We start from the raw sequence: 20,215 nt of genomic DNA on the forward strand, positions 1-20,215 counted from the left end.
TCGAGATGGTCGAGCAGGCGAGGCCCACCCAAGGTGGTCGAGTAGGCCGAGCCGCTGGGCGAGGCCGTATCGAGACCCTCCCAGCGACCCACACCGAGAGGAACAGGCTACGGGCGAGGGTACGCCGGGAAGCGCTCCACCAGCTCGGAAACCTGCGCGCGCACCTTCTGCGCGGCAGCGTGGTCGGGCTCGCCGTCGCCCTCGGTGATCGCGGTGTGGATCAGGTCGGCGATGAGCTTCATCTCTTCGGTGCCCATGCCCTGCGTGGTGACGCACGGCGAGCCGACGCGGATGCCGGACGCGATGTTGGGCTTGGCCGGGTCGAAGGGGATGGCGTTCTTGTTGAGCACGATGCCCGCGGCGTCGGCCCGCTTCTCGGCGTCGGCGCCGGTGACGCCGATGCCCTGCAGGTCGTGCAGCGACAGGTGGGTGTCGGTGCCACCGGTGGTCGGGCGAATGCCGTGCTCACCGAGGGAGGTCGCCAGCTGCTGCGCGTTGGCGATGACCTGCTTGGCGTAGGCGGCATACTCCGGCGTCGCGCACTCCTTGAAGTTGACCGCCTTGGCGGCGACCGAGTGCATCTGCGGGCCGCCCTGCATCATCGGGAAGACCGCCTTGTCAATCGCCTTGGCGTGCTCCTCCTTGCAGACGATCGCGCCGGCGCGCGGGCCGCGCAGCACCTTGTGGGTGGTGAACGAGACGACGTCGGCATACGGGACGGGGCTGGGGATCGCCTTGCCGGCGACCAGGCCGATGAAGTGCGCGGCGTCGACCCAGAAGATCGCGCCGACCTCGTCGGCCAGGTTGCGGAAGAACTCGAAGTCGATCAGCCGCGGGATCGCCGAGCCGCCGGCGAGGATGATCTTCGGCTTGTGCTCCTTGGCCAGCCGCTCGACCTCGGCGTAGTCGATGTCCTCGGTCTCCTTGTCGACGCCGTAGTGGACAGCGTTGAACCACTTGCCGGAGAAGCTGACCTTCGCGCCGTGGGTGAGGTGACCGCCCATCGGCAGCGCCATCGCCAGGATGGTGTCGCCCGGCTTGGCGAAAGCGCCGTAGACAGCCTGGTTGGCGCTGGCGCCGGAGTGCGGCTGGACGTTGGCATGGTCGGCACCGAAGAGCGCCTTGCAGCGCTCGATCGCCAGTGTCTCGGCCTTGTCGACCTCCGAGCAGCCGCCGTAGTAGCGGCGGCCCGGGTAGCCCTCGGCGTATTTGTTGGTCAGCGTCGAACCGAGAGCGGTGATCACCGCGGGGCTCGACATGTTTTCGCTGGCGATCAACTGCAGGCCGCCGCGGATGCGGTCCAGCTCGGACACCAGGACACCGGCGATGTCGGGGTCGAACTGCTGCAGCGCGTCGAAGTCAGAACCGTAGAAGGGCGTGGTCATGTCGGACACCTTATTCGTCGTCGCTGGTCGTGGTCGTGGATGCCTCGTCCCACTGCTTGCCGAGCGTCGGCGGAGCACTGGGAACGTCGGCAGAGGAGTGAATCTCGTTGGCGGGCGGGCCGATTGGCGCTGCCGAGTCGTTGGACTCGGCGTCGTCGGGCTGGATGTCGTCGGGCTGGATGTCGTCGGGCTCGATGTCGTCAGGCTCGATCTCGTCAGGCTCGATCTCGTCGGGCCCGGTCTCGGTGGCGTCGGACTTGGCGAGGTCGACGGGTGAGTTGTCGTCCTCGTCCGGTGCCGCGGCCGACTCGGTGTCCGGTGCGATGGCCTGCTCTGCGTCCGGCTCGTCGGGCTCGGAGTTGATGGCGCGACCGGTGATCAGTTCGACGTCACCGAGGACCTTCTGCAGCTCCTCGTTGCTGATCGCGCCCTCGCGCAGCACGACCGGGTCGGCCTTGGTGCAGTCGAGGATGGTCGAGGAGGTGTCGGAGCCGCGCGTGCCACCGTCGAGGTAGGTGTCGACGAAGTGGCCGAGCATGAAGCCGGCCTCGGTGACCGTGGTGGCTGAGGGCTTGCCGGTGCGGTTGGCGGAGCTGACGGCGAGCGGCCCGGTGCTCTCCAGCAGCGCGAGCGCAACCTTGTCGTCGGGCATCCGCAGCCCGACGGTGCCGTTGGTGTCGCCAAGGTCCCAGGCGAGTGACTGCTGCGCCCGGAAGACCAGGGTGAGCCCGCCCGGCCAGAACGCGTCCATCAGCCGCGCGGCGTATGACGGCACCGACATCGCCAGGCCGTCGACCGTCTGGCGTGAGGGGATGAGCACCGGCGGCGGCATGTCGCGACCGCGGCCCTTCGCCTCCAGCAACTGACCGACAGCGGTCGGGTTGAAGGCGTCTGCGGCGATGCCATAGACGGTGTCGGTCGGCATGACCACACACTCGCCACGGAAGATCGCCTCGGCTGCCGTGCTGATGCCTTCGTCGCGCGACTCGGGAACGGTGCAATCGAAGACTGGGCTCACCCGGCCAAGTCTGTCAGATGCGGCAGTCAGCAGTTGCAGAGGCAGAAGGGATGCCCCGCCGGATCGAGGAACACCCGGAAGGACTCACCGGGCTGTTGCTCGTGCTTGGTCGCACCGAGCTCGATCGTCGGGCCCTCGGCCGCATCGAGGTCGTCGACCACGACGTCGAGATGCATCTGCTGTGGGTGCTCCTGACCCGGCCAGCTCGGTGGCTGGTAGTCGGCGACCTGTTGGAAGCTGATCGGTGGCCAGTTGTCGGAGTAGATCTCGGCCCAACTGTTGTCGTCGTCGATCTTCACCTCGTAGTCGAGCAGCTTGCCGTAGAACGTGGCCAACTGCCCGGGGTCGGGGCAGTCGATCACGACATTGGGAGTGCGTGCGATAGCCATGAGACAACGCTAGGTCAGACCGCCGACAGGACCCTCGAACTCGTGCAACACATCGACCCTGCGGAAGCCGAACGCCTCGTTGGTCCGCTGCATCGCGGTGTTGTGCCGCTCGGTGTAGGTCTGCACCCACCGCCACTTGCCACCCGCCCGGCGCGCGTGCGCGTCCAGGTTGAGCAGGTTGGCCACCTTCAGACGTGCCCCGAGGCGGTGGCCGCGGTGCGACCGGTCCACGAACGTGTCGTCCTGTATGACGAAGTCGGCGTCATACCGCGACACGAACATCTCGGTGTAGCCCGCGCCGCCGCCGGACGGGGTGAGCGCCAGCGAGCGCAGTCGCGTCCAGCCCTGCTCGGCGAAATTGCGTTCGGCCTCGCGGATGTGGTCCACGTCGATCTGCTGCGGGGTGTAGGTGAGGTCTCCGATCGGCACGTCCTGCCCCATGTGCGTGACCATGCGCGCCCACTCGGCGACATACTCCTCGGGCACCCGGTCGACGAAGGAGCGGATCTCGTAGTCGGCTCCGCTCGGCTGCTGTCCACCGTCCCGATTGCTGCGCAACGCGGCCATGGTGGACTCCTGCACCGGCAGCTCGAGCAGGAAGCGGTCCTCCTTGCTGACCGACCGCAGGCCACGCCGCATCGCGAAGCGGCCGCCGTCGGTGTCGGCCGGCTGTTGGCCTGCCGGCACGTGCAACTCCGCTTGCAGCACGGTCCGATCTCGTTGTGTCGCAAGGTCTTCGACATACGACAGCAGGGCCGTGCCCACTCCGCGTCCACGATGCTCCGGCAGCACACCGAGCTCGACGGCGACGGTCTGGGTGTCGTGCTGCAGCGGCATCGTCACCTCGGCCCCGCCGACGCAGGTGTCGCCCTCGAACGCCGCGATCGCCCAGCGCGCCACCCGCTCGGAGTCACGCCCGAGATAGACCCGCAACGACTCCAGCGACTCCCACCAGGCGGCCTCGCGACCGGCCAGATGCGCCAGCCGGATGCTGTCCCGCCACTGCCCCAGCGCGGGATCGTCGGCCCCGAGTTGTCGAATCTGCACCACCATGCCCGCCATACAAGGCGAAGCGCCCCGACGCGGCAACCGACTTCTCACTCCGGCAGACTCGGCGCCCATGGAGCTGACCGACGAGACGTATGTCGGCAAGGAGCTGCCGGCCGTGCTGGCGAGCGCCACCGATGCCGTGTCGCTGTTGCGGTGTGACCTGCGCGGATCCGACTTGCGCGACGTCGATCTGACCGAGGTGACGTTCACCGATTGCGTCCTCGACGAGGTCCGCCTGGACGGCGCGTCGTTGGGAGGTGCGACGTTCACCGGTTGCCGGCTCATGGGTGCATCGCTGCCGCAGACGCGAGGTCTCGGCTTCACCCTGCAGCGCTCGAATCTCTTTGCTGCCAACCTTGCCGGCGCGATCATCTCGCACACGGACCTGACCGGCTGCCGCTTCACCGAGGCGGTGCTGCGCGGCGCCGACCTGCGCTCGTCGGTGCTCGACGGGTGCGAGTTGCTGCACGCCGATCTCTACGACGCCAAGCTCGAGAACGCCGATCTGCGCGGCGCCACGCTCGGCCCGTGTGACCTGGACCGTCTGCGCGCGATGAAGGGCGCCATCATCACGGCACAGCAGGCCCAGGAGATCGTTGTCGAGTTGTCCGGTGTGACGGTCGTGGAGTGACGATCACGATGTGCCTCCGCGGCAGGTGATCTCGATACGCTCCTTCGTCGCTACTCGATCACCTTGCTCTTGTCAGTGCGCGGACTCGCTCTCCAGCAGCGCAACGCCTCCGATGACCAGCACGATGCCCAGACCCATCTTCGCGGTCAGCGGATCGCTGAAGATCGCCTTCCCGAGCAGGGCGGTCAGCGCCACACCGATCGCGGACCAGATGCCGTAGGCGACGCCGACCGGCATACCGTCCTTGAGCACCTGGGCGAGCAACACGAAGGACCCGCCGTAGCCGACGACGATCGGGATCAGCCAGACCACCTGTCGCAGGCCGTCGGACGCTCGCAGGCTGAGTGTCGCCGCCACCTCCAACACGATCGCCCCGAGAAGCACTGCCCACACAGCCCAGCGTCCGGTCATGCGGTCCAGGGTAGGACGGGCCTGGCGGGGCCTCGAGACGCGCGCTCGTCCCTCACGCGCTCCTCGGCCACCTCAGGCTGAGCTCGTTGAGCTTGTCGAAACGCTCGGCCACCTCGGTGTGTGACCTCGACAAGCTCGGCCACCTCAAATAGCGCTCGGCCACCTCAGGCTGAGATCGTTGAGCCTGTCGAAACGCTCGGCCGGCTCAACGTCAGCGCCGGGCGGTGACGGCGCGGGGGCGGCCGGCGAGGTCAGCGTGGTCGGCGACGTCGGTCCAGCCCTCGCGGGCCAGCGCTGCAGGGAGCGAATCACCTTGACTGTCAGCGTGTTCCATCACCAGCAGGCCGCCGGGGCACAGCAGCTGATGTGCTCGGCGCGCCACCTCCAGCGGGATGCGCAGGCCGTCGTCGCTGCCGCCATACAGGGCGGCCTCGGGGTCGTGGTCACGCACCTCGGGGTCGATCGGCACCATCCCGACCGGGATGTATGGCGGGTTGCTCACCACCACGTCCAGCGTCCCCTCGCGGCCGGCGAACGCGGACTCGGCCGGGCCGCAATCGATCCGGACGTCGAGGCCCAACAGCTCCGCGTTGCGCACCGCCCAGGCATGCGCCATCGGGTCCAGCTCCACCGCTGCGACCGAAGCCGACGGCGTCTCGGACTTGATCGCGAGTGCGATCGCGCCCGATCCGGTGCACAGGTCAACGACCTGGGCAGCCGGCCGGTCGCCGACCTCAGCGAGCACCAGATCCACCAGCAGCTCGGTCTCCGGGCGAGGCACGAAAACCCCTGGCCCGACATGGAGTTCGAGTGATCGGAACGGCGCAGCGCCGGTCAGGTGCTGCAGCGGCACGCGCGTCGAGCGTTGTTCGACCAGCTCGTCGAAGCGTTGCTCGACCCCCGCCTCCGGCTCCTGCCCGAGCACCTGCCGACGCTGCACCTCTCCCACCGGGACGTCCCAGGCATGCGCCAGCAACAGTCGGGCGTCCGACGCGGCACTCGGCACGCCGGCCGTCGACAACCGCTGCGCGGCTGACGTCAGCAGCGCACGAACTCCGGTCACGCGGTCGAACCCTCTGCAACCGCAGCCATTTTCGCTGCTTCGTCGGCGTCGATCGCGGACTGGATGACAGCGCTCAAGTCGCCGTCGAGCACCGAGTCCAGGTTGTGCGCCTTGTAGCCGGTGCGGTGGTCGGCGATGCGGTTCTCCGGGAAGTTGTAGGTGCGAATGCGCTCGCTGCGGTCGACGGTGCGCACCTGCGAGCGCCGGGCAGCCGACGCCTCGGCCTCGCGCTCCTCCTGCGCGATCTGTCGCAGCCGCGCCTTCAGCACGCGCATCGCCGCTTCCTTGTTCTGCAGCTGGGACTTCTCGTTCTGGCACGACACCACCAAACCCGTTGGCAGGTGGGTGATCCGGACTGCGGAGTCGGTGGTGTTGACCGACTGCCCGCCGGGGCCGGAGGAGCGGTAGACATCGACCTTCAGGTCGTTGGGACCGAACTCGATCTCGTCGTCGTCACCGTCGTCTAGGTCGGGCATCACCATCACGCCGGCAGCGGAGGTGTGGATGCGACCCTGGCTCTCGGTGACCGGCACGCGCTGCACGCGGTGCACACCGCCTTCATATTTCAGCTTCGCCCACGGTGCCTCGCCCGGCTCCGGATGACCCTTCGCGCGGATGGTCAGGCGCACGTCGGTGTAGCCACCGAGGTCGGACTCGGTGCCGTCGGTGATCTCGGCGCGCCAGCCGGAGTGCTCGGCATACCGCAGATACATCCGGACCAGATCCGCTGCGAACAAAGCAGACTCGGCGCCACCGGCACCTGCCTTCACCTCGAGGATGACGTCGCGGTCGTCGTCCTCGTCCCGCGGCAACAGCAGCTTGCGCAGCTTGTCCTCGGTGTCGGTGACCGTCTCCTCCAGCGCCGGGATCTCCTCGGCGAACGTCTCGTCCTCGGCCGCGAGCTCCTGTGCAGCCGCGAGATCGTCACGTGCAGCGGTCCATGCGCGGTATGCCGCGACGGTAGGCGCCAGCGCGGCATACCGCTTGTTGAGCTTGCGCAACGTCTTGGGGTCACCGTGGACGGCAGGATCGGCCAACTGCCGCTCCAGGTCGGCGTATTCGTCCGCGACTGCGGCTGCTGACTCGATCATGGTGTGCCTTCCGACTGTCGTGCCAATGCTCTGGGCAAAGCGAACCGCCGGCCCCGAACCCTCTGAGACGAGGTCGGGACCGGCGGTGCGTCGAAGCTACTTGGCCGTCTTCTTGCCGTAGCGCTCCTGGAAGCGGGCGACACGACCACCGGTGTCCAGAATCTTCTGCTTACCGGTGTAGAACGGGTGGCACTGCGAGCACACGTCGGCGGCGATGGTGCCGCCCTGCGCGGTGCTGCGAGTGGTGAAGGTGGCGCCGCAGGTGCAGGTCACCTGGGTCTCGGTGTAGGACGGGTGAATGTCCTTCTTCATGGGATCTCCTCGCGATGTTCTGTCCCCGGGTCGCCGGCGCTGAGTGCGCGAGCGTGAACCGGTGAACCAACCGATGATTCTGCCAGTTGGCAGACGAACAGTCCAAACGAGAACGATTCCCGATTCATTCCCGCCGGTCGCTCAGAGGTATCCCACGCCGTGGACGCGTCCTTCGTCCACGACACCGCCGTCGACCGGACCCGCAAACCGGCGGAGCCCCTCAGCAATGACCGGGACCTTCTTCTGCACCGGACCGAGCGGCACGCCGAACTCGTCCGGGCCCGCGCCATACCGCCCACGCAACTGCGACAGGTCCCGCCGCCCGGCGGGGAAGTCGGCCGGCCGTTGCGGTGCGACCACCAGTCGCACCCGGCTGCGTCGCATCCCCAACCGGGTCCGGTGATAGCCGCAGGTCACTCGCACCGACGCCAGGTCCGCCCAGGTCGTGGCCCAGGCGCGATCGCCGCGGTCCTGCCAGCGCAGCCCCTTCGCGTCCAGGACCAGCCAGCGCGTTCTGGACGCAGCCGTGGCGCCGACGATGATGAAGGCACCCATCAGTGCAAAGAAGCCGCCGACGATGCCACCCATGACCGCGGCGCCGGTGCTCGAGTTGTCCCCGAATACGGCGACGAGGATGGCGGCGAGGCCCACAGCCAGGCAGAACACGCCGACCACCCCGAGCTTGAGTCCCTCGCGGACCCCGCCGAACGGCACCCGCACCTCATCCAGCGAGGTCCCCTGCTCGTTGCCCTGCCCGTTGACCTGCCAGTCGCTGCCATTCCAGCTGCTTTGCCCCATGGCTTCCCCCTCGGTCGCGCCGTGGCGACAAACAGTAGGCATCGCCATGTGCGGGTTCAAGCAAGCGAGATCAAGCGGCCGTCGGAGATCACCGCTAGCTTGCTGAAGATGAAATTCGCGTATGTCGTCCCGTTCACGACCGAGCTGGAGTTCGTCGAGCTGGCCAAGCTCGGCGAGGAGCACGGCTGGGATGCGGTGTTCAGCTGGGAGGCGGTCTTCCGGCACGACGCGTGGGCCACGCTCGCGGCGGCCGCGGTCGTCACCGAGCGGATCCGACTGGGCACTCTCATCACGCCGGTGCCGCGATACCGGCCGTGGGACCTCGCGGCCCGGGTCGGCTCGGTCGACCGGCTCTCGAACGGCCGGGTGATCCTCGGGGTCGGTCTCGGCGCGCCCAACGACAACTGGCTGGCGTTCGAGCCGGACGAGGGTCGCAAGGTGCGCGCGCAGAAGCTGGACGAAGGGCTCGACATACTCACCGGACTGCTGGGCGGGCAGCCGTTCAGCTACGAAGGTCGACACTTCAGCGCCGCCCCGGTCACCGAGCTCGCGCCGCCACCGCCCGTGCAACGACCGCACCCGCCGATCTGGGTGGTCGGGGCGCTCGTGCCCGGCCGGCAGCGTCAGCCGTCGCTGGCTCGCGCCGCGCGGTATGACGGGATCTTCCCCGCCGTCGCCCGCGCCATCGAGGGGCAGTCGGGCATCACACCCGACTCGTTCGCCGAGATCGTGCGGCAGGTCCACGACTTCCGCGACGCCGACGGCCATTCCGACGGGCCGGCCGACCGGCCCTACGACTTCGTCATCGAGGGCGACTCCTATCGCGGTTTCGCCGACGTCGACGGCGGCCCCGCCGACTGGGAGGCAGCCGGTGCGACGTGGTGGATCGAGTCCTGGTGGGACCTGCCCGAAGGTCCGCAGGGAGTCGAGGAGTTGCGCCGCCGGGTCGCCGCCGGCCCGCCGCGCTGACCGACAGTCATCCGACGAAACATTGGCTGTGAAGTCTTCGGCCGTTGAAAACCATTTACGGTCTCCAACGTGACAAGGTGAAAGTGTCAGCTCTCCCCTGGGCTGATCATCACCCTGAAAGAGCAACGGAGTCACGATGAGTCATCCGCTTTCCAGACGCAACTTCCTCGTTGCCGCATTGGCCGTACCCGTCACCGCAACGGCCGCCGCGTCACCAGCTCTCGCGGTGGACAAGCACGACCAGTTCACCACCGCAGCGACCAAGTATGGCGTCCCGGCCGCGGTGCTCGCCGCCATCTCCTACGGGCAGACCCGCTGGGAGGATCACGCCGGCGCACCGAGCACCAGCCTGGGCTACGGCCCGATGCACCTGATCGACGGTGCCGCCGCGCAGGCACAGCGCGACGCGGCTGTCGGCAAGGACACCGGCAGGACGTCCGCCGGCGTCATCGACACCCTGGGCAAGGCCGCCAAGCTGACCGGGCTGAGCAAGGACACGCTGCGCACCGACACCGCAGCAAACATCATGGGCGCCGCCGCGCTGCTCGCCAACGCCCAGAAGTCCCTCGGCCACGCTGTCGGCACCCACACGGATCCGGCGACCTGGTACGAATCCATCGCTGCCAGTTGTGGATTCACCACCGCGGCGACCCAGCGCGGCTTCGCCGACGACGTCATCGGCGACCTGCGCTCCGGCGTCGCCAAGAAGGCCTCCGGTGTGCGGCTGGAGCTCAAGGCGGGCAAGGTCGGCAGTGTCTCGCCCCAGCGCGCGGTCCTCACCAAGCGTGTCGACATCGCCGCCAAGAAGGCCAAGCCGGCGCCATACCCGATCGACGCCCCGAAGAACCTCCCGGTCGACTGGGTGCCGGCGCCATACGAGCAGCTCAGCGAGGACCCGGGCGACTACGGCAACCACGACCTGGCCCGTCGTCCCGCCTCCCCCGCGCTCAACACCGTCGTCATCCACGACATGGAGGGTTCCTACGAAGGCAGCATCAAGCTGGTCGAGGACCCGACCTACCTGGCGTGGAACTACTCGGTCCGTGCCAGCGACGGACTGATCGCCCAGCACCTCCAGGCCGCGGACGTCGGCTGGCACGCCGGCAACTGGTATGTCAACGCGCACTCCATCGGTGTGGAGCACGAGGGCTACGCCGTGTCCGGCCCGACCTGGTTCTCCGAGCCGATGTATCGCAAGTCCGCGCGACTGATCCGCTACCTCGCCAAGGAATACAAGATCCCGCTGGACCGGGCACACATCATCGGCCACGACCAGGTGCCGGCGACGACCACGGCCGGGATCAAGTCGATGCACTGGGACCCGGGCCCCTTCTGGGACTGGGAGCACTACTTCGAGCTGCTCAAGGCGCCGCTGCACCAGGGCACCCGGGTGAAGAAGAAGCTCGCCCTCGGCGATGTCATCCGCATCCTGCCCGGCTTCGACGGCAACGAGCAGGTCGTCACCGGGTGTGACACCAACAAGCCGCCGATCTGTGTCGTCGACGGACCGCAGCCGGCGACCAACTTCGTCGCGCTGCACATCCAGCCCGACGGCGGTGCCCCGCTGGTCAAGGACGAGGGCCTGCACCCCGGTGCCGACGCTTCCACGACCGCACCCGACGACGTCGGCGCGCGTGCCGCTGCCGGCACCGACTTCGTGGTTGCCGGGACCTTCGGCGACTGGACGGCGATCTGGTATCTCGGGCAGAAGGCGTGGTTCCACAACCCGGCCAAGAAGCCGACCGCGCGGTTGGTCAAGAAGGGCGTCAAGGCGTCGCCGAAGGACGGTCGTGACATCCAGGTCTACGGCCGCGCCTACCCGGAGGAGTCGGCATACACCGACCCGGGCGACGTGCAGCCGGTGTCGCCATACACCAGCTACACCTGGTCCGCGGGACAGGAATACGTCATCGCCGACCAGGACGTGCCCACCGACTACTACAAGGCGTGGACGTATGACGTCACGACCCCGCACGACCACATGGACATCGTCGGCAAGACGAAGTACTACCTGGTCTACTTCGGTCACCGCGTCATGTACGTCATGGCCGACGACGTCGAGCTGAGCTGACGCTCATCCGGCCGGCCCGGAGGTAGCCGGCAACAAACGAAAGCGCCCCGCGAGCACTGTGCTCGTGGGGCGCTTTCGTTGCCGGTCTGAGTATGCCGGGGTCGGTGCTCGCTCAGTCCTCGTCGTCGAGCTTGATCGAAGAGGTCTGCTGCACCTGCACCAGGAACTCGGTGTTGGAGTGCGTCTTCTTCAACCGGTCGAGCAGCAACTCGATGCCCTGCTGCGAGTCGAGCGCGGCGAGCACCCGACGCAGCTTCCACATGATCTTCAGCTCGTCGCTGCCGAGGAGGATCTCCTCGCGACGGGTGCTGGAGTTGTTGACGTCGACGGCCGGGAAGATGCGGCGGTTGGCCAGCTGACGGTCGAGCTTGAGCTCCATGTTGCCGGTGCCCTTGAACTCCTCGAAGATGACCTCGTCCATCCGGGAGCCGGTCTCGATCAGCGCGGTCGCGATGATGGTCAGCGAGCCGCCGTTCTCGATGTTGCGGGCGGCACCGAAGAACTTCTTCGGCGGGTAGAGCGCAGCCGAGTCGACACCACCGGACATGATCCGGCCGCTCGCCGGGGCCGCCAGGTTGTAGGCGCGGCCGAGCTTGGTGATCGAGTCCAGCAGCACCACGACGTCCTGACCCAGCTCCACCAGGCGACGAGCACGCTCGATGGCGAGCTCGGCGACCTGGGTGTGGTCGGTCGCCGGACGGTCGAAGGTCGAGGAGATGACCTCGCCCTTGACCGAGCGCTCCATGTCCGTGACTTCCTCCGGACGCTCGTCGACCAGGACGACCATCAGGTGGCACTCGGGGTTGTTGGTGGTGATCGCGTTGGCGATCGACTGCATGATCATCGTCTTACCGGCCTTGGCCGGCGCCACGATCAGACCACGCTGGCCCTTACCGATCGGTGCAACCAGGTCGATGACCCGGTTGGTGATGTGCTTCGGGTCGTCCTCCAGGCGCAGCCGCTCCTGCGGGTAGAGCGGGGTCAGCTTGCCGAACTCGACGCGGGCCTTGGCCTGCTCGGGGGTCATCCCGTTGACGGTGTCGACCCGGACCAGCGCGTTGAACTTCTGCCGGCTCGGCAGCTGCTCACCCTCGCGCAGCGCACGGATCGCGCCGGTGACGGCGTCACCCTTGCGCATGCCGTTCTTCTTGACCATGCCCATCGGCACGTAGACGTCGTTGGGTCCGGGCAGGTAGCCGCTGGTGCGGACGAACGCGTAGTTGTCGAGGACGTCGACGATGCCGGCCACGGGCACCAGGACGTCGTCCTCGCGCACCTGCGTGTCGACGTCACCGAAGTCGTCGCCACGGCCACGGCCGCGCTTGCGGTCCCGGCCGCGCTGCCGCCGGCGGCTGCGGCTGTTGCCGCCACCGTCGTCGTTCCAGCGGTCGTTGTTGCGGCCGTTGCGGTTGTTGTTGCCGCCCTGGCGGTTGTCCTGGCGGTTGTTGTCGTTGCCGCCCTGACGGTCACCGTCGTTGTTGCCGCCCTGCCGGCCGCCACGACCACCCTGACGGTTGTCGCGGTCGTGCTGGTCGTTGCCGCCGTGCTGCTGGTCGCGGTTGCCGCGGTCGTTCGAGCGGCCGCCACGGTCGTTGCCCCGGTCGTTGTTGCCACGGTCGTTCGAGCGGTCGCCACTCCCCTGGCGGTTGTCGCCGCGGTCGTCGGAGCTCTTGGCGGAGTTGTCGTCCGTGCTGTTGTCAGCGGACTTCTCCGGCGCGTTGCCCGACGACGGATCGGACGTCGCCGCGCCCTTGTCGGACTGCGCACGGTCGTCGCCACGCTTGTCCGTGGCACCCTGCTCGGCAGGAGTGTCTGCGGCCGGCTGGGCGTCGGCGCCCTTGTCGGCCTTCTTCTCGGTGCTCTTGTCAGCGCTCTTGTCGGTCTTGTCGGTGCTCGCACTGTCGGCGGCTGCCGCGGCAGAGGTCGCCCGGCGCGCGCGGCGCGGCGCAGTCTGCGCGCCGTCCGAGCCGGCTGCGCGGCCCTCGCCCCCGCGCTCACGGATCGCCGCGAGCACGTCGCTCTTGCGCATCTTGGACGTGCCACTGATGCCCATGGTCACCGCGAGCTGCTTGAGCTCGTCCAGCTTCATCGTGCTCAGGTTGCCCTTGGAGCCCGAAGCTGACGCCGTCGGCGCGGAGAGTTCGGTGGTGTCGGTCACGAAGGTTCCTTCCCCCTCGTTCGTCCGGCTCTGAGACCGGTGTGGGGTATGCCAAAAATTTGCTTCTGCACATCGAGGCCTGCTCTGCGAGCCCCCTGTGCCTCTCCAGAATTAACTGCAGTGAAGTAACACTCATCACCGGCTTGCGCACTGCCGAAGCACTCGGCGAAGAACGTTGCGGTGAGGCATCGACATCCGGGACGAAACTGTCACGCGGTCGGCTTGGGCCGTCGATGCAGAACCAAACTTACACCGTCCGCGGTGCGGAATGCTAAACGACCCGCACACCCGTGTCGGCAATTCCCGATCGCAGCAGTTGCCAGCCGTCGGGCAGCGAATCCTCGTCGAGCGCCAATTCCCCTGTGCCCAAGGCGAGCACGGCCGGGCCGGCGCCTGAAATGGTCGCCGCGATGCCGCGCGAGCGCAGCAGGTCGACGACCTCCATGCTCTCCTTGTATGACGCCCTGCGGGGCTCCTGGTGCAACCAGTCCCGCGTGGCGGGCAGCAGCAGCTCCGGCTCCTGGGTCAGCGCGTGCACCAGCAGGGCAGCACGTCCCGCGGTCGAGGCCGCGGCCGACAGTGAGACGGTGTCACCGAGCACCTCGCGCGCCGTGTCGGTGGACAGCGTGGTCTCCGGCAGCAGCAGCGCCGCGGTGACATCGCGATGCAGAGTGGGGCGCACGGTGCGGAAGCCGTGCCCGTCGTCGTCGGCCCAGGAGACGGTCAGTCCGCCATACACGCTGGCGGAGGCGTTGTCGGGGTGTCCCTCGACCCGGCCGGCGAGGTTGCTGAGCATCGCCAGCGACGCGGGGCTGTCGATGTGCCCGCGCACCAGCGCGAGCGCCGTGGCCATCCCGGCCACGATCGCTGCGGCCGAGGATCCGAGCCCACGCGAATGCGGAATCCCGTTGCGGCAGTGGAGGATCAGACCGGTGGGCGGCTCGACACCGAGCTGCTCCCACATCGTCAGAGCCGACCGCCAGACCAGATGTGTGCCGTCCGTCGGCACCTCGCCGGCACCGCATCCGTCGACGGAGATCTGGACGCCGTCGCCGCCGACCGTCGCCTGCACCGTGTCGGTGATCGCGAGCCCGAGGCCGATCGAGTCGAACCCGGGGCCGAGGTTGGCACTGGACGCCGGCACCTCCACGGTGACGGAGGTCCCCGGCGAAAACACTTCAGAATCCATCGGATCGGGCCCCGGTCAGCCTTCCAGGCCGAGCGCCCGCGCGGCGCTGACCGCGTCGACCGGGACCTTCGTGGGCTGGACCTGCTCGCCGTCGGGACCCTGTAGCGCCCACTGCGGATCCTTCAGCCCGTGTCCGGTGACGGTGCACACGATCGTCGCACCGGCCGGGATCTCGCCGCGCTCGTGCATCATCAGCAGGCCGGCGATGCTGGCCGCCGAGCCCGGCTCGACGAAGATGCCTTCCTTGCTGGAAATCGTGCGGTGTGCGTGCAGGATCTGCTCGTCGGTGACCGCGTCGATCACGCCGCCTGACTCGTCCCGCGCAGCGAGCGCCTGCTGCCAGGACGCGGGGTTGCCGATCCGGATCGCGGTGGCGACCGTCTCCGGCTCGTCCACCGGATGTCCCTTGACGATGGGCGCAGCACCCGCTGCCTGGAAACCCCACATCTTCGGAGTCTTGACCGTCGCGCCCTCGGAACCTATTGGCAATGCAGCGGATTCGCGATAGCCCTTCCAGTATGCCGTGATGTTGCCGGCGTTGCCGACCGGCAGGCAGTGGATGTCGGGGGCCTCACCGAGGACGTCGATGACCTCGAAGGCAGCAGTCTTCTGGCCTTCGATGCGCGCCGGGTTGACCGAGTTGACCAGCTCGACGGGATAGGCCTCGGCCAACTTGCGCGCGAGGGTCAGGCAGTCGTCGAAGTTGCCCTCGACCTGCAGCAGCTGCGCGCCGTGCGCGATGGCCTGGGCGAGCTTGCCCATCGCGATCTTGCCCTCGGGCACGAGGACGCCGCACGTCATCCCGGCCTTGGTCGCGTATGCCGCGGCTGACGCCGAGGTGTTGCCGGTGGAGGCGCAAATCACTGCTTTGGCACCGGCCTTCGCGGCTGCCGAGATCGCTGCCGTCATCCCGCGGTCCTTGAAGGAGCCCGTCGGGTTGAGACCCTCGTATTTCACGTGGACGTCGGCACCGACGTGGTTGCTGAGCCACTCGGCGTGGATCAGCGGCGTGCCTCCCTCACCGAGCGTGACCACGGGCGCACCCTCGAGACTCGGCAGCCGGTCGGCGTATTCGCGAATGACGCCTCGCCACTGGTTGGCCACAGTTACATTCCTTCCACACGCAGCACGGAGCTGACTTCGTGCACATCGTCGAGTTCGCGGAGCGCGTCGACCGTCGCGACGAGCGAGGCGTCAGCCGCCTGGTTGGTGACCAGCTGCAACAGCGCCAGTCCTTCCTCGGATCGTCGCACGCCCTGACGCATGCTTTCGATCGAAACATCATGTGCGCCAAAGACATTCGCGACACGGGCGAGCACGCCGGGCTGGTCGATCACGTCGAGCCGGATGAAGTAGCTGGTCTGTGTCTGCGCGATCGGCAGCACCGGCAGCTCGGCGTATGCCGACTCCCGCGGCCCGTGCCCGCCGACCACCCGGTGCCGGCCCGCCTGGACCAGGTCGCCGAGCACGGCCGACGCCGTCGGGTTCGAACCGGCACCCTGCCCGTAGAACATCAACTCGCCGGCCAGCGCGGTCTCCAGGAACACCGCGTTGAACGCGTCGTGCACCGTCGCCAGGGGGTGCGAGCGCGGCACCAGAGCGGGGTGCACCCGGGCGCTGACACCGTCTTCCGTCCGCTCACAAATCGCGAGAAGCTTGACGACACAACCGATTTTGCGGGCATCGCGGATGTCCGCGTCGGTGACGGCCATGATCCCTTCGCAGTGCACGTCACGGCTCGAGACGCGGGTGTGGAAGGCGAGCGAGGCCAGGATGGCGGCCTTCGCCTGCGCGTCATACCCCTCGACATCGGCCGTCGGGTCCGACTCGGCGTAGCCGAGCTCCTGTGCTTCGGCCAGCACGTCCGGCAGCGCGGCGCCGGTGCGGTCCATCTTGTCCAGGATGTAGTTGGTGGTCCCGTTGACGATGCCCATCACCCGGTGCACGTCGTCACCGGCCAGCGACTCACGCAGCGGACGCAGCAGCGGTATGGCGCCGGCCACCGACGCCTCGAAGGACAGGTCGACGTTGCGCGCATCCGCCGCGGCATACAGGCGGGGACCGTCGGCGCCGAGCAGCTCCTTGTTGGCGGTGATGACAGCGGCGCCGTGATCGATGGCACGCAGCAGCAGCGTGCGCGCCGGTTCGATGCCGCCCATCAGCTCCACGACCAGGTCAGCGTTGGCGACAAGTGCGTCGGCGTCAGTGGTGAAAAGCTCTGGTGGCACACCGGATTCGGGCCTCGGCTTCTTCGCGTCACGCACGGCGACACCGATCAGCTCCAGCGGTGCGCCGACTCGCGCGGCGAGGTCGGCGGCGTCGTCGGTCAGCTGTCGGGCGACGGCGGTGCCGACCACGCCACAGCCGAGCAGGGCAACCCGCAGTGGTTTCGACATCAGGTTCTACTCCCCTTCGAGGGCCAACAGGTCGTCAATGGTCTCGCGGCGCAGCCAGGTCCGCACACCGTCACGCGTGATCGCGAGGACCGGCGGGCGCGTGACGTGGTTGTACTGGCTGGACAGCGCACGGCAGTAGGCGCCGGTCGCGGCGACGGCGAGCAGGTCACCCGGCCGCACGTCGACCGGGAGCTGCTGGTCGCGCACCACGATGTCTCCGGACTCGCAGTGCTTGCCGACGACGCGGGACTGGGTGGTCTTGTCGTCACCGAGCCGATTGGCAAGCGTGGCAACGTAATCCGCTTCATAGAGCGCCGGTCGCGGGTTGTCGCTCATGCCGCCGTCGACCGAGATGTAGCTGCGGGTGAGGTCCTCGTCGACCTGCACCGGCTTGACAGTGCCGACCTCGTAGAGCGTGATGCCGGCGGGTCCGATGATGGCCCGGCCCGGCTCGATCGACACCCGGGGCACTGGAGTCCCGGCCTCCTCGCACGCGGCCCGCAAGATCGCGGCCAGTTGGGTGGCCATCTCCCGCGGCGTCAGCGGCTCGTCCTCGGGCACGTAGGCGATGCCGAAGCCGCCGCCGAGGTCCAACTCGGGCAGCACGACGCCGTGCTCCTGGGCGATCTGCAACTGCATCGCGATGAGTCGCTCGGCCGCGACGCGGAAACCGTCGGAGTCGAAGATCTGCGAGCCGATGTGGGAGTGGAAGCCGAGCAGGTGCAACTCGTCGGGGTGCCGCAGCACCTCCGCGGCCGCCTCGCGCACCTGGCCGCCGGCGAGGGAGAAGCCGAACTTCTGGTCCTCGTGCGCCGTGGCGATGAATTCGTGCGTGTGCGCCTCGACCCCGGTCTTGACACGCAGCATGACGCCCACGCGGACACCGCGCCGGCGGGCAGTAGCCACAACGCGCTCGATCTCGACCATCGAGTCGACGATGATGCGGCCGACACCGTGCTCGACGGCGGCCTCGATCTCGGCGACCGATTTGTTGTTGCCGTGCATGCCGGTGCGCTCGCTGGGGAATCCGGCGCGAGTCGCCACCGCGAGTTCGCCGCTGGTGCACACGTCCAGGCTCAACCCTTCGGCGTCGAGCAGCCGCGCCAGCGCCGTGCAGAGGAAGGCCTTGCCCGCGTAGAAGACGTCGCAGGTCGTCCCGATCGCCTCGAACGCCGTCGCAAATTCGTCCCGGAACGCGCGGGCTCGCGCGATCAGATCCGGCACGTCGACGAGGTATGCCGGCGTGCCGTATGCCGCTGCCAGGTCACGCAACGCGTGTCCGTGCAGCGCGAGTCCTCCGTCCACGGTCTCGGTGAGACCGGACGGCCAGATGTGATCAGCCATGCGGGTTTCGGTGGAGTTCACGGGCGACACGATACGGGGGGCGGTCACGGCATACTTCCCCGTCCGGCGGATGAACACCGCAGCGGTATGCCGACGAGGTGCGCCGCCGATTCGGAGCGACCCCCGCGAGGCTGATAATGTGGCGAGGTGCCATCCGCAGGACGGACAAAATGGCACAGGCGTTTGATGCGATGATGAGCGATCATCTTCGCGCCACGCCCCCGTAGCTCAGGGGATAGAGCACCGCCCTCCGGAGGCGGGAGCGCAGGTTCGAATCCTGCCGGGGGTACAAAATTCCAGCAGCTTGCTGCTGGTTTTTTTGTGGCCGCGGAGATGGCCGAGCCTGTCGAGGTCACGGCGTCATTTCGACAAGCTCAATGACCTCGACACGAAGACGGCCGAGCCTGTCGAGGTCACGGCGTCATTTCGACAAGCTCAATGACCTCGACACGAAGACGGCCGAGCCTGTCGAGGTCACGGCGTCATTTCGACAAGCTCAATGACCTCGACACGAAGACGGCCGAGCCTGTCGAGGTCACGGCGTCATTTCGACAAGCTCAATGACCTCGACACGAAGACGGCCGAGCCTGTCGAGGTCACGGCGTCATTTCGACAAGCTCAATGACCTCGACACGAAGACGGCCGAGCCTGTCGAGGTCACGGCGTCATTTCGACAAGCTCAATGACCTCGACACGAAGACGGCCGAGCCTGTCGAGGTCACGGCGTCATTTCGACAAGCTCAATGACCTCGACACGAAGACGGCCGAGCCTGTCGAGGTCACGGCGTCATTTCGACAAGCTCAATGACCTCGACACGAAGACGGCCGAGCCTGTCGAGGTCACGGCGTCATTTCGACAAGCTCAATGACCTCGACACGAAGACGGCCGAGCCTGTCGAGGTCACGGCGTCATTTCGACAAGCTCAATGACCTCGACACGAAGACGGCCGAGCCTGTCGAGGTCACGGCGTCATTTCGACAAGCTCAATGACCTCGACACGAAGACGGCCGAGCCTGTCGAGGTCACGGCGTCATTTCGACAAGCTCAATGACCTCGACACGAAGACGGCCGAGCCTGTCGAGGTCACGGCGTCATTTCGACAAGCTCAATGACCTCGACACGAAGACGGCCGAGCCTGTCGAGGTCACGGCGTCATTTCGACAAGCTCAATGACCTCGACACGAAGATGGCCGAGCCTGTCGAGGCCACCTCCCGATGAGCCGGATGGTTTCGACAAGCCAACCATCTCTTGAGCTCAACCATCTCTTGAGCTCAGCCATCTTGGGCTCAGCCGCCACGGCGCGGTTGCGCCCGCACGTGCGCCTTCTCGCCCTGCGTCCCGAAGAGGCTCAGGCACTCCACCGGCTCCTCCCCGGCCGCGCCGAACCAGTGCGGCGTGCGGGTGTCGAACTCGGCGACCTCCCCCGGCTGCAGCACCAGGTCGTGCTCGCCGAGGACCAGCCGCAGTTTGCCGCTGAGCACATACAGCCAGTCGTATCCCTCGTGAGTCTTCAGCTCGGGCTCGACATGCCGGCCACGCTTGCGGGGCACGACGATCTTGTAGGCCTGTATGCCGCCGGGCCGCTGGCTCAGCGGCAGCATCGTCATCCCGTGCGCCTTGATCGGCCGCAGGTTGACCCGCGGATCACCGGTCGGCGGCGCATCGACGAGTTCGTCGAGCGTGACGTGGTAGGTCCTGGCCAGCGGCAGCAGCAGCTCCAGGGTCGGTCGCCGGCCGCCGGACTCCAGTCGGGACAGCGTGCTCACCGCGACGCCGGTCGCGCGCCCGACGTCGGCCAGGGTCAGTCCGCGTTGCTCCCGCAGCCGCCGAAGTCGCGGTCCGACGGCTTCGAGTGCGGTGTCGAGATCTTCGGTCGCCATACGAGCAGTTTGCCATAACAGCAACACTGTTTGCCAGGACGACATGCACGCCGCAGGC

The 20,215-nt window shown here is 67.8% G+C and carries 18 protein-coding genes and 1 tRNA gene; 4 read left to right on the forward strand and 15 right to left on the reverse strand.

Going from position 1 to position 20,215, the window contains the following annotated elements; genetic code table 11:
- Nucleotides 1-107: 107 nt before the first annotated feature.
- Genes ACSZL9_RS05850 through ACSZL9_RS05865 form a run of 4 tightly spaced genes read right to left on the reverse strand, consistent with a single transcriptional unit; the run spans nucleotide 108 to nucleotide 3,845 of the window.
- Nucleotides 108-1,385, reverse strand: a complete 1,278-nt coding sequence (locus ACSZL9_RS05850) for a serine hydroxymethyltransferase (protein WP_446664527.1) — start codon at nucleotides 1,383-1,385, stop codon at nucleotides 108-110.
- A 10-nt stretch (nucleotides 1,386-1,395) separates the two neighbouring features.
- On the reverse strand, nucleotides 1,396-2,403 hold the full coding sequence (locus ACSZL9_RS05855; RefSeq protein ID WP_446664528.1) for an L-threonylcarbamoyladenylate synthase: 1,008 nt from the start codon (nucleotides 2,401-2,403) through the stop codon (nucleotides 1,396-1,398).
- Between the two features lie 26 nt (nucleotides 2,404-2,429).
- Nucleotides 2,430-2,792 (reverse strand): VOC family protein, encoded by a 363-nt coding sequence (locus ACSZL9_RS05860; RefSeq protein ID WP_446664529.1) that lies wholly within the window; start codon nucleotides 2,790-2,792, stop codon nucleotides 2,430-2,432.
- Between the two features lie 9 nt (nucleotides 2,793-2,801).
- Nucleotides 2,802-3,845 (reverse strand): GNAT family N-acetyltransferase, encoded by a 1,044-nt coding sequence (locus tag ACSZL9_RS05865; RefSeq protein WP_446664530.1) that lies wholly within the window; start codon nucleotides 3,843-3,845, stop codon nucleotides 2,802-2,804.
- Between the two features lie 67 nt (nucleotides 3,846-3,912).
- On the opposite strand from ACSZL9_RS05865, the gene ACSZL9_RS05870 reads away from it, so the two are divergent.
- Complete coding sequence (locus tag ACSZL9_RS05870) at nucleotides 3,913-4,473, forward strand: pentapeptide repeat-containing protein (RefSeq protein ID WP_446664531.1); 561 nt, start codon at nucleotides 3,913-3,915, stop codon at nucleotides 4,471-4,473.
- 72 nt (nucleotides 4,474-4,545) lie between these two features.
- On the opposite strand, the gene ACSZL9_RS05875 is transcribed toward ACSZL9_RS05870, so the two are convergent.
- The 5 genes from ACSZL9_RS05875 to ACSZL9_RS05895 all read right to left on the reverse strand — a co-directional run bounded on the left by ACSZL9_RS05875 (nucleotide 4,546) and on the right by ACSZL9_RS05895 (nucleotide 8,148).
- Nucleotides 4,546-4,884: a DMT family transporter gene (locus ACSZL9_RS05875; RefSeq protein WP_446664532.1), complete on the reverse strand. Its 339-nt coding sequence runs from the start codon at nucleotides 4,882-4,884 to the stop codon at nucleotides 4,546-4,548.
- A gap of 211 nt (nucleotides 4,885-5,095) precedes the next feature.
- The gene (gene prmC, locus ACSZL9_RS05880) at nucleotides 5,096-5,947 is read right to left on the reverse strand and encodes a peptide chain release factor N(5)-glutamine methyltransferase (protein WP_446664533.1); all 852 of its coding nucleotides are present in this window, start codon (nucleotides 5,945-5,947) and stop codon (nucleotides 5,096-5,098) included.
- Nucleotides 5,944-7,038: a peptide chain release factor 1 gene (gene prfA, locus ACSZL9_RS05885; protein WP_446664534.1), complete on the reverse strand. Its 1,095-nt coding sequence runs from the start codon at nucleotides 7,036-7,038 to the stop codon at nucleotides 5,944-5,946. The genes prmC and prfA overlap by 4 nt, the downstream gene beginning before the upstream one ends.
- Before the next feature lie 96 nt (nucleotides 7,039-7,134).
- Nucleotides 7,135-7,350: a 50S ribosomal protein L31 gene (gene rpmE / locus ACSZL9_RS05890; protein ID WP_446664535.1), complete on the reverse strand. Its 216-nt coding sequence runs from the start codon at nucleotides 7,348-7,350 to the stop codon at nucleotides 7,135-7,137.
- Nucleotides 7,351-7,491: 141 nt separating this feature from the next.
- Nucleotides 7,492-8,148, reverse strand: a complete 657-nt coding sequence (locus tag ACSZL9_RS05895; protein WP_446664536.1) for a hypothetical protein — start codon at nucleotides 8,146-8,148, stop codon at nucleotides 7,492-7,494.
- 48 nt (nucleotides 8,149-8,196) lie between these two features.
- On the opposite strand from ACSZL9_RS05895, the gene ACSZL9_RS05900 reads away from it, so the two are divergent.
- A complete protein-coding gene (locus ACSZL9_RS05900) occupies nucleotides 8,197-9,117 on the forward strand; it encodes an LLM class flavin-dependent oxidoreductase (protein ID WP_446664537.1) in 921 nt (306 codons plus the stop codon).
- Nucleotides 9,118-9,253: 136 nt separating this feature from the next.
- The gene (locus tag ACSZL9_RS05905; protein WP_446664538.1) at nucleotides 9,254-11,188 is read left to right on the forward strand and encodes an N-acetylmuramoyl-L-alanine amidase; all 1,935 of its coding nucleotides are present in this window, start codon (nucleotides 9,254-9,256) and stop codon (nucleotides 11,186-11,188) included.
- 112 nt (nucleotides 11,189-11,300) lie between these two features.
- Here ACSZL9_RS05905 and rho read toward each other — a convergent pair whose 3' ends face one another.
- The 5 genes from rho to lysA all read right to left on the reverse strand — a co-directional run bounded on the left by rho (nucleotide 11,301) and on the right by lysA (nucleotide 18,275).
- Nucleotides 11,301-13,346 (reverse strand): transcription termination factor Rho, encoded by a 2,046-nt coding sequence (rho, locus tag ACSZL9_RS05910; protein ID WP_446664539.1) that lies wholly within the window; start codon nucleotides 13,344-13,346, stop codon nucleotides 11,301-11,303.
- A gap of 271 nt (nucleotides 13,347-13,617) precedes the next feature.
- A complete protein-coding gene (locus tag ACSZL9_RS05915; protein WP_446664540.1) occupies nucleotides 13,618-14,535 on the reverse strand; it encodes a homoserine kinase in 918 nt (305 codons plus the stop codon).
- Between the two features lie 15 nt (nucleotides 14,536-14,550).
- On the reverse strand, nucleotides 14,551-15,639 hold the full coding sequence (gene thrC, locus ACSZL9_RS05920) for a threonine synthase (RefSeq protein WP_446664541.1): 1,089 nt from the start codon (nucleotides 15,637-15,639) through the stop codon (nucleotides 14,551-14,553).
- Nucleotides 15,640-15,641: 2 nt separating this feature from the next.
- Nucleotides 15,642-16,931 (reverse strand): homoserine dehydrogenase, encoded by a 1,290-nt coding sequence (locus ACSZL9_RS05925; protein ID WP_446664542.1) that lies wholly within the window; start codon nucleotides 16,929-16,931, stop codon nucleotides 15,642-15,644.
- A gap of 6 nt (nucleotides 16,932-16,937) precedes the next feature.
- A complete protein-coding gene (gene lysA, locus ACSZL9_RS05930) occupies nucleotides 16,938-18,275 on the reverse strand; it encodes a diaminopimelate decarboxylase (RefSeq protein WP_446665112.1) in 1,338 nt (445 codons plus the stop codon).
- 217 nt (nucleotides 18,276-18,492) lie between these two features.
- On the opposite strand from lysA, the gene ACSZL9_RS05935 reads away from it, so the two are divergent.
- Nucleotides 18,493-18,564, forward strand: a tRNA-Arg gene (locus ACSZL9_RS05935).
- A gap of 999 nt (nucleotides 18,565-19,563) precedes the next feature.
- On the opposite strand, the gene ACSZL9_RS05940 is transcribed toward ACSZL9_RS05935, so the two are convergent.
- Entirely contained in the window at nucleotides 19,564-20,157 is a 594-nt protein-coding gene (locus tag ACSZL9_RS05940; protein WP_446664543.1) for a helix-turn-helix domain-containing protein, read from the reverse strand.
- Between the last annotated feature and the right edge of the window lie 58 nt (nucleotides 20,158-20,215).

It is taken from the genome of Flexivirga sp. B27, from assembly GCF_052905685.1.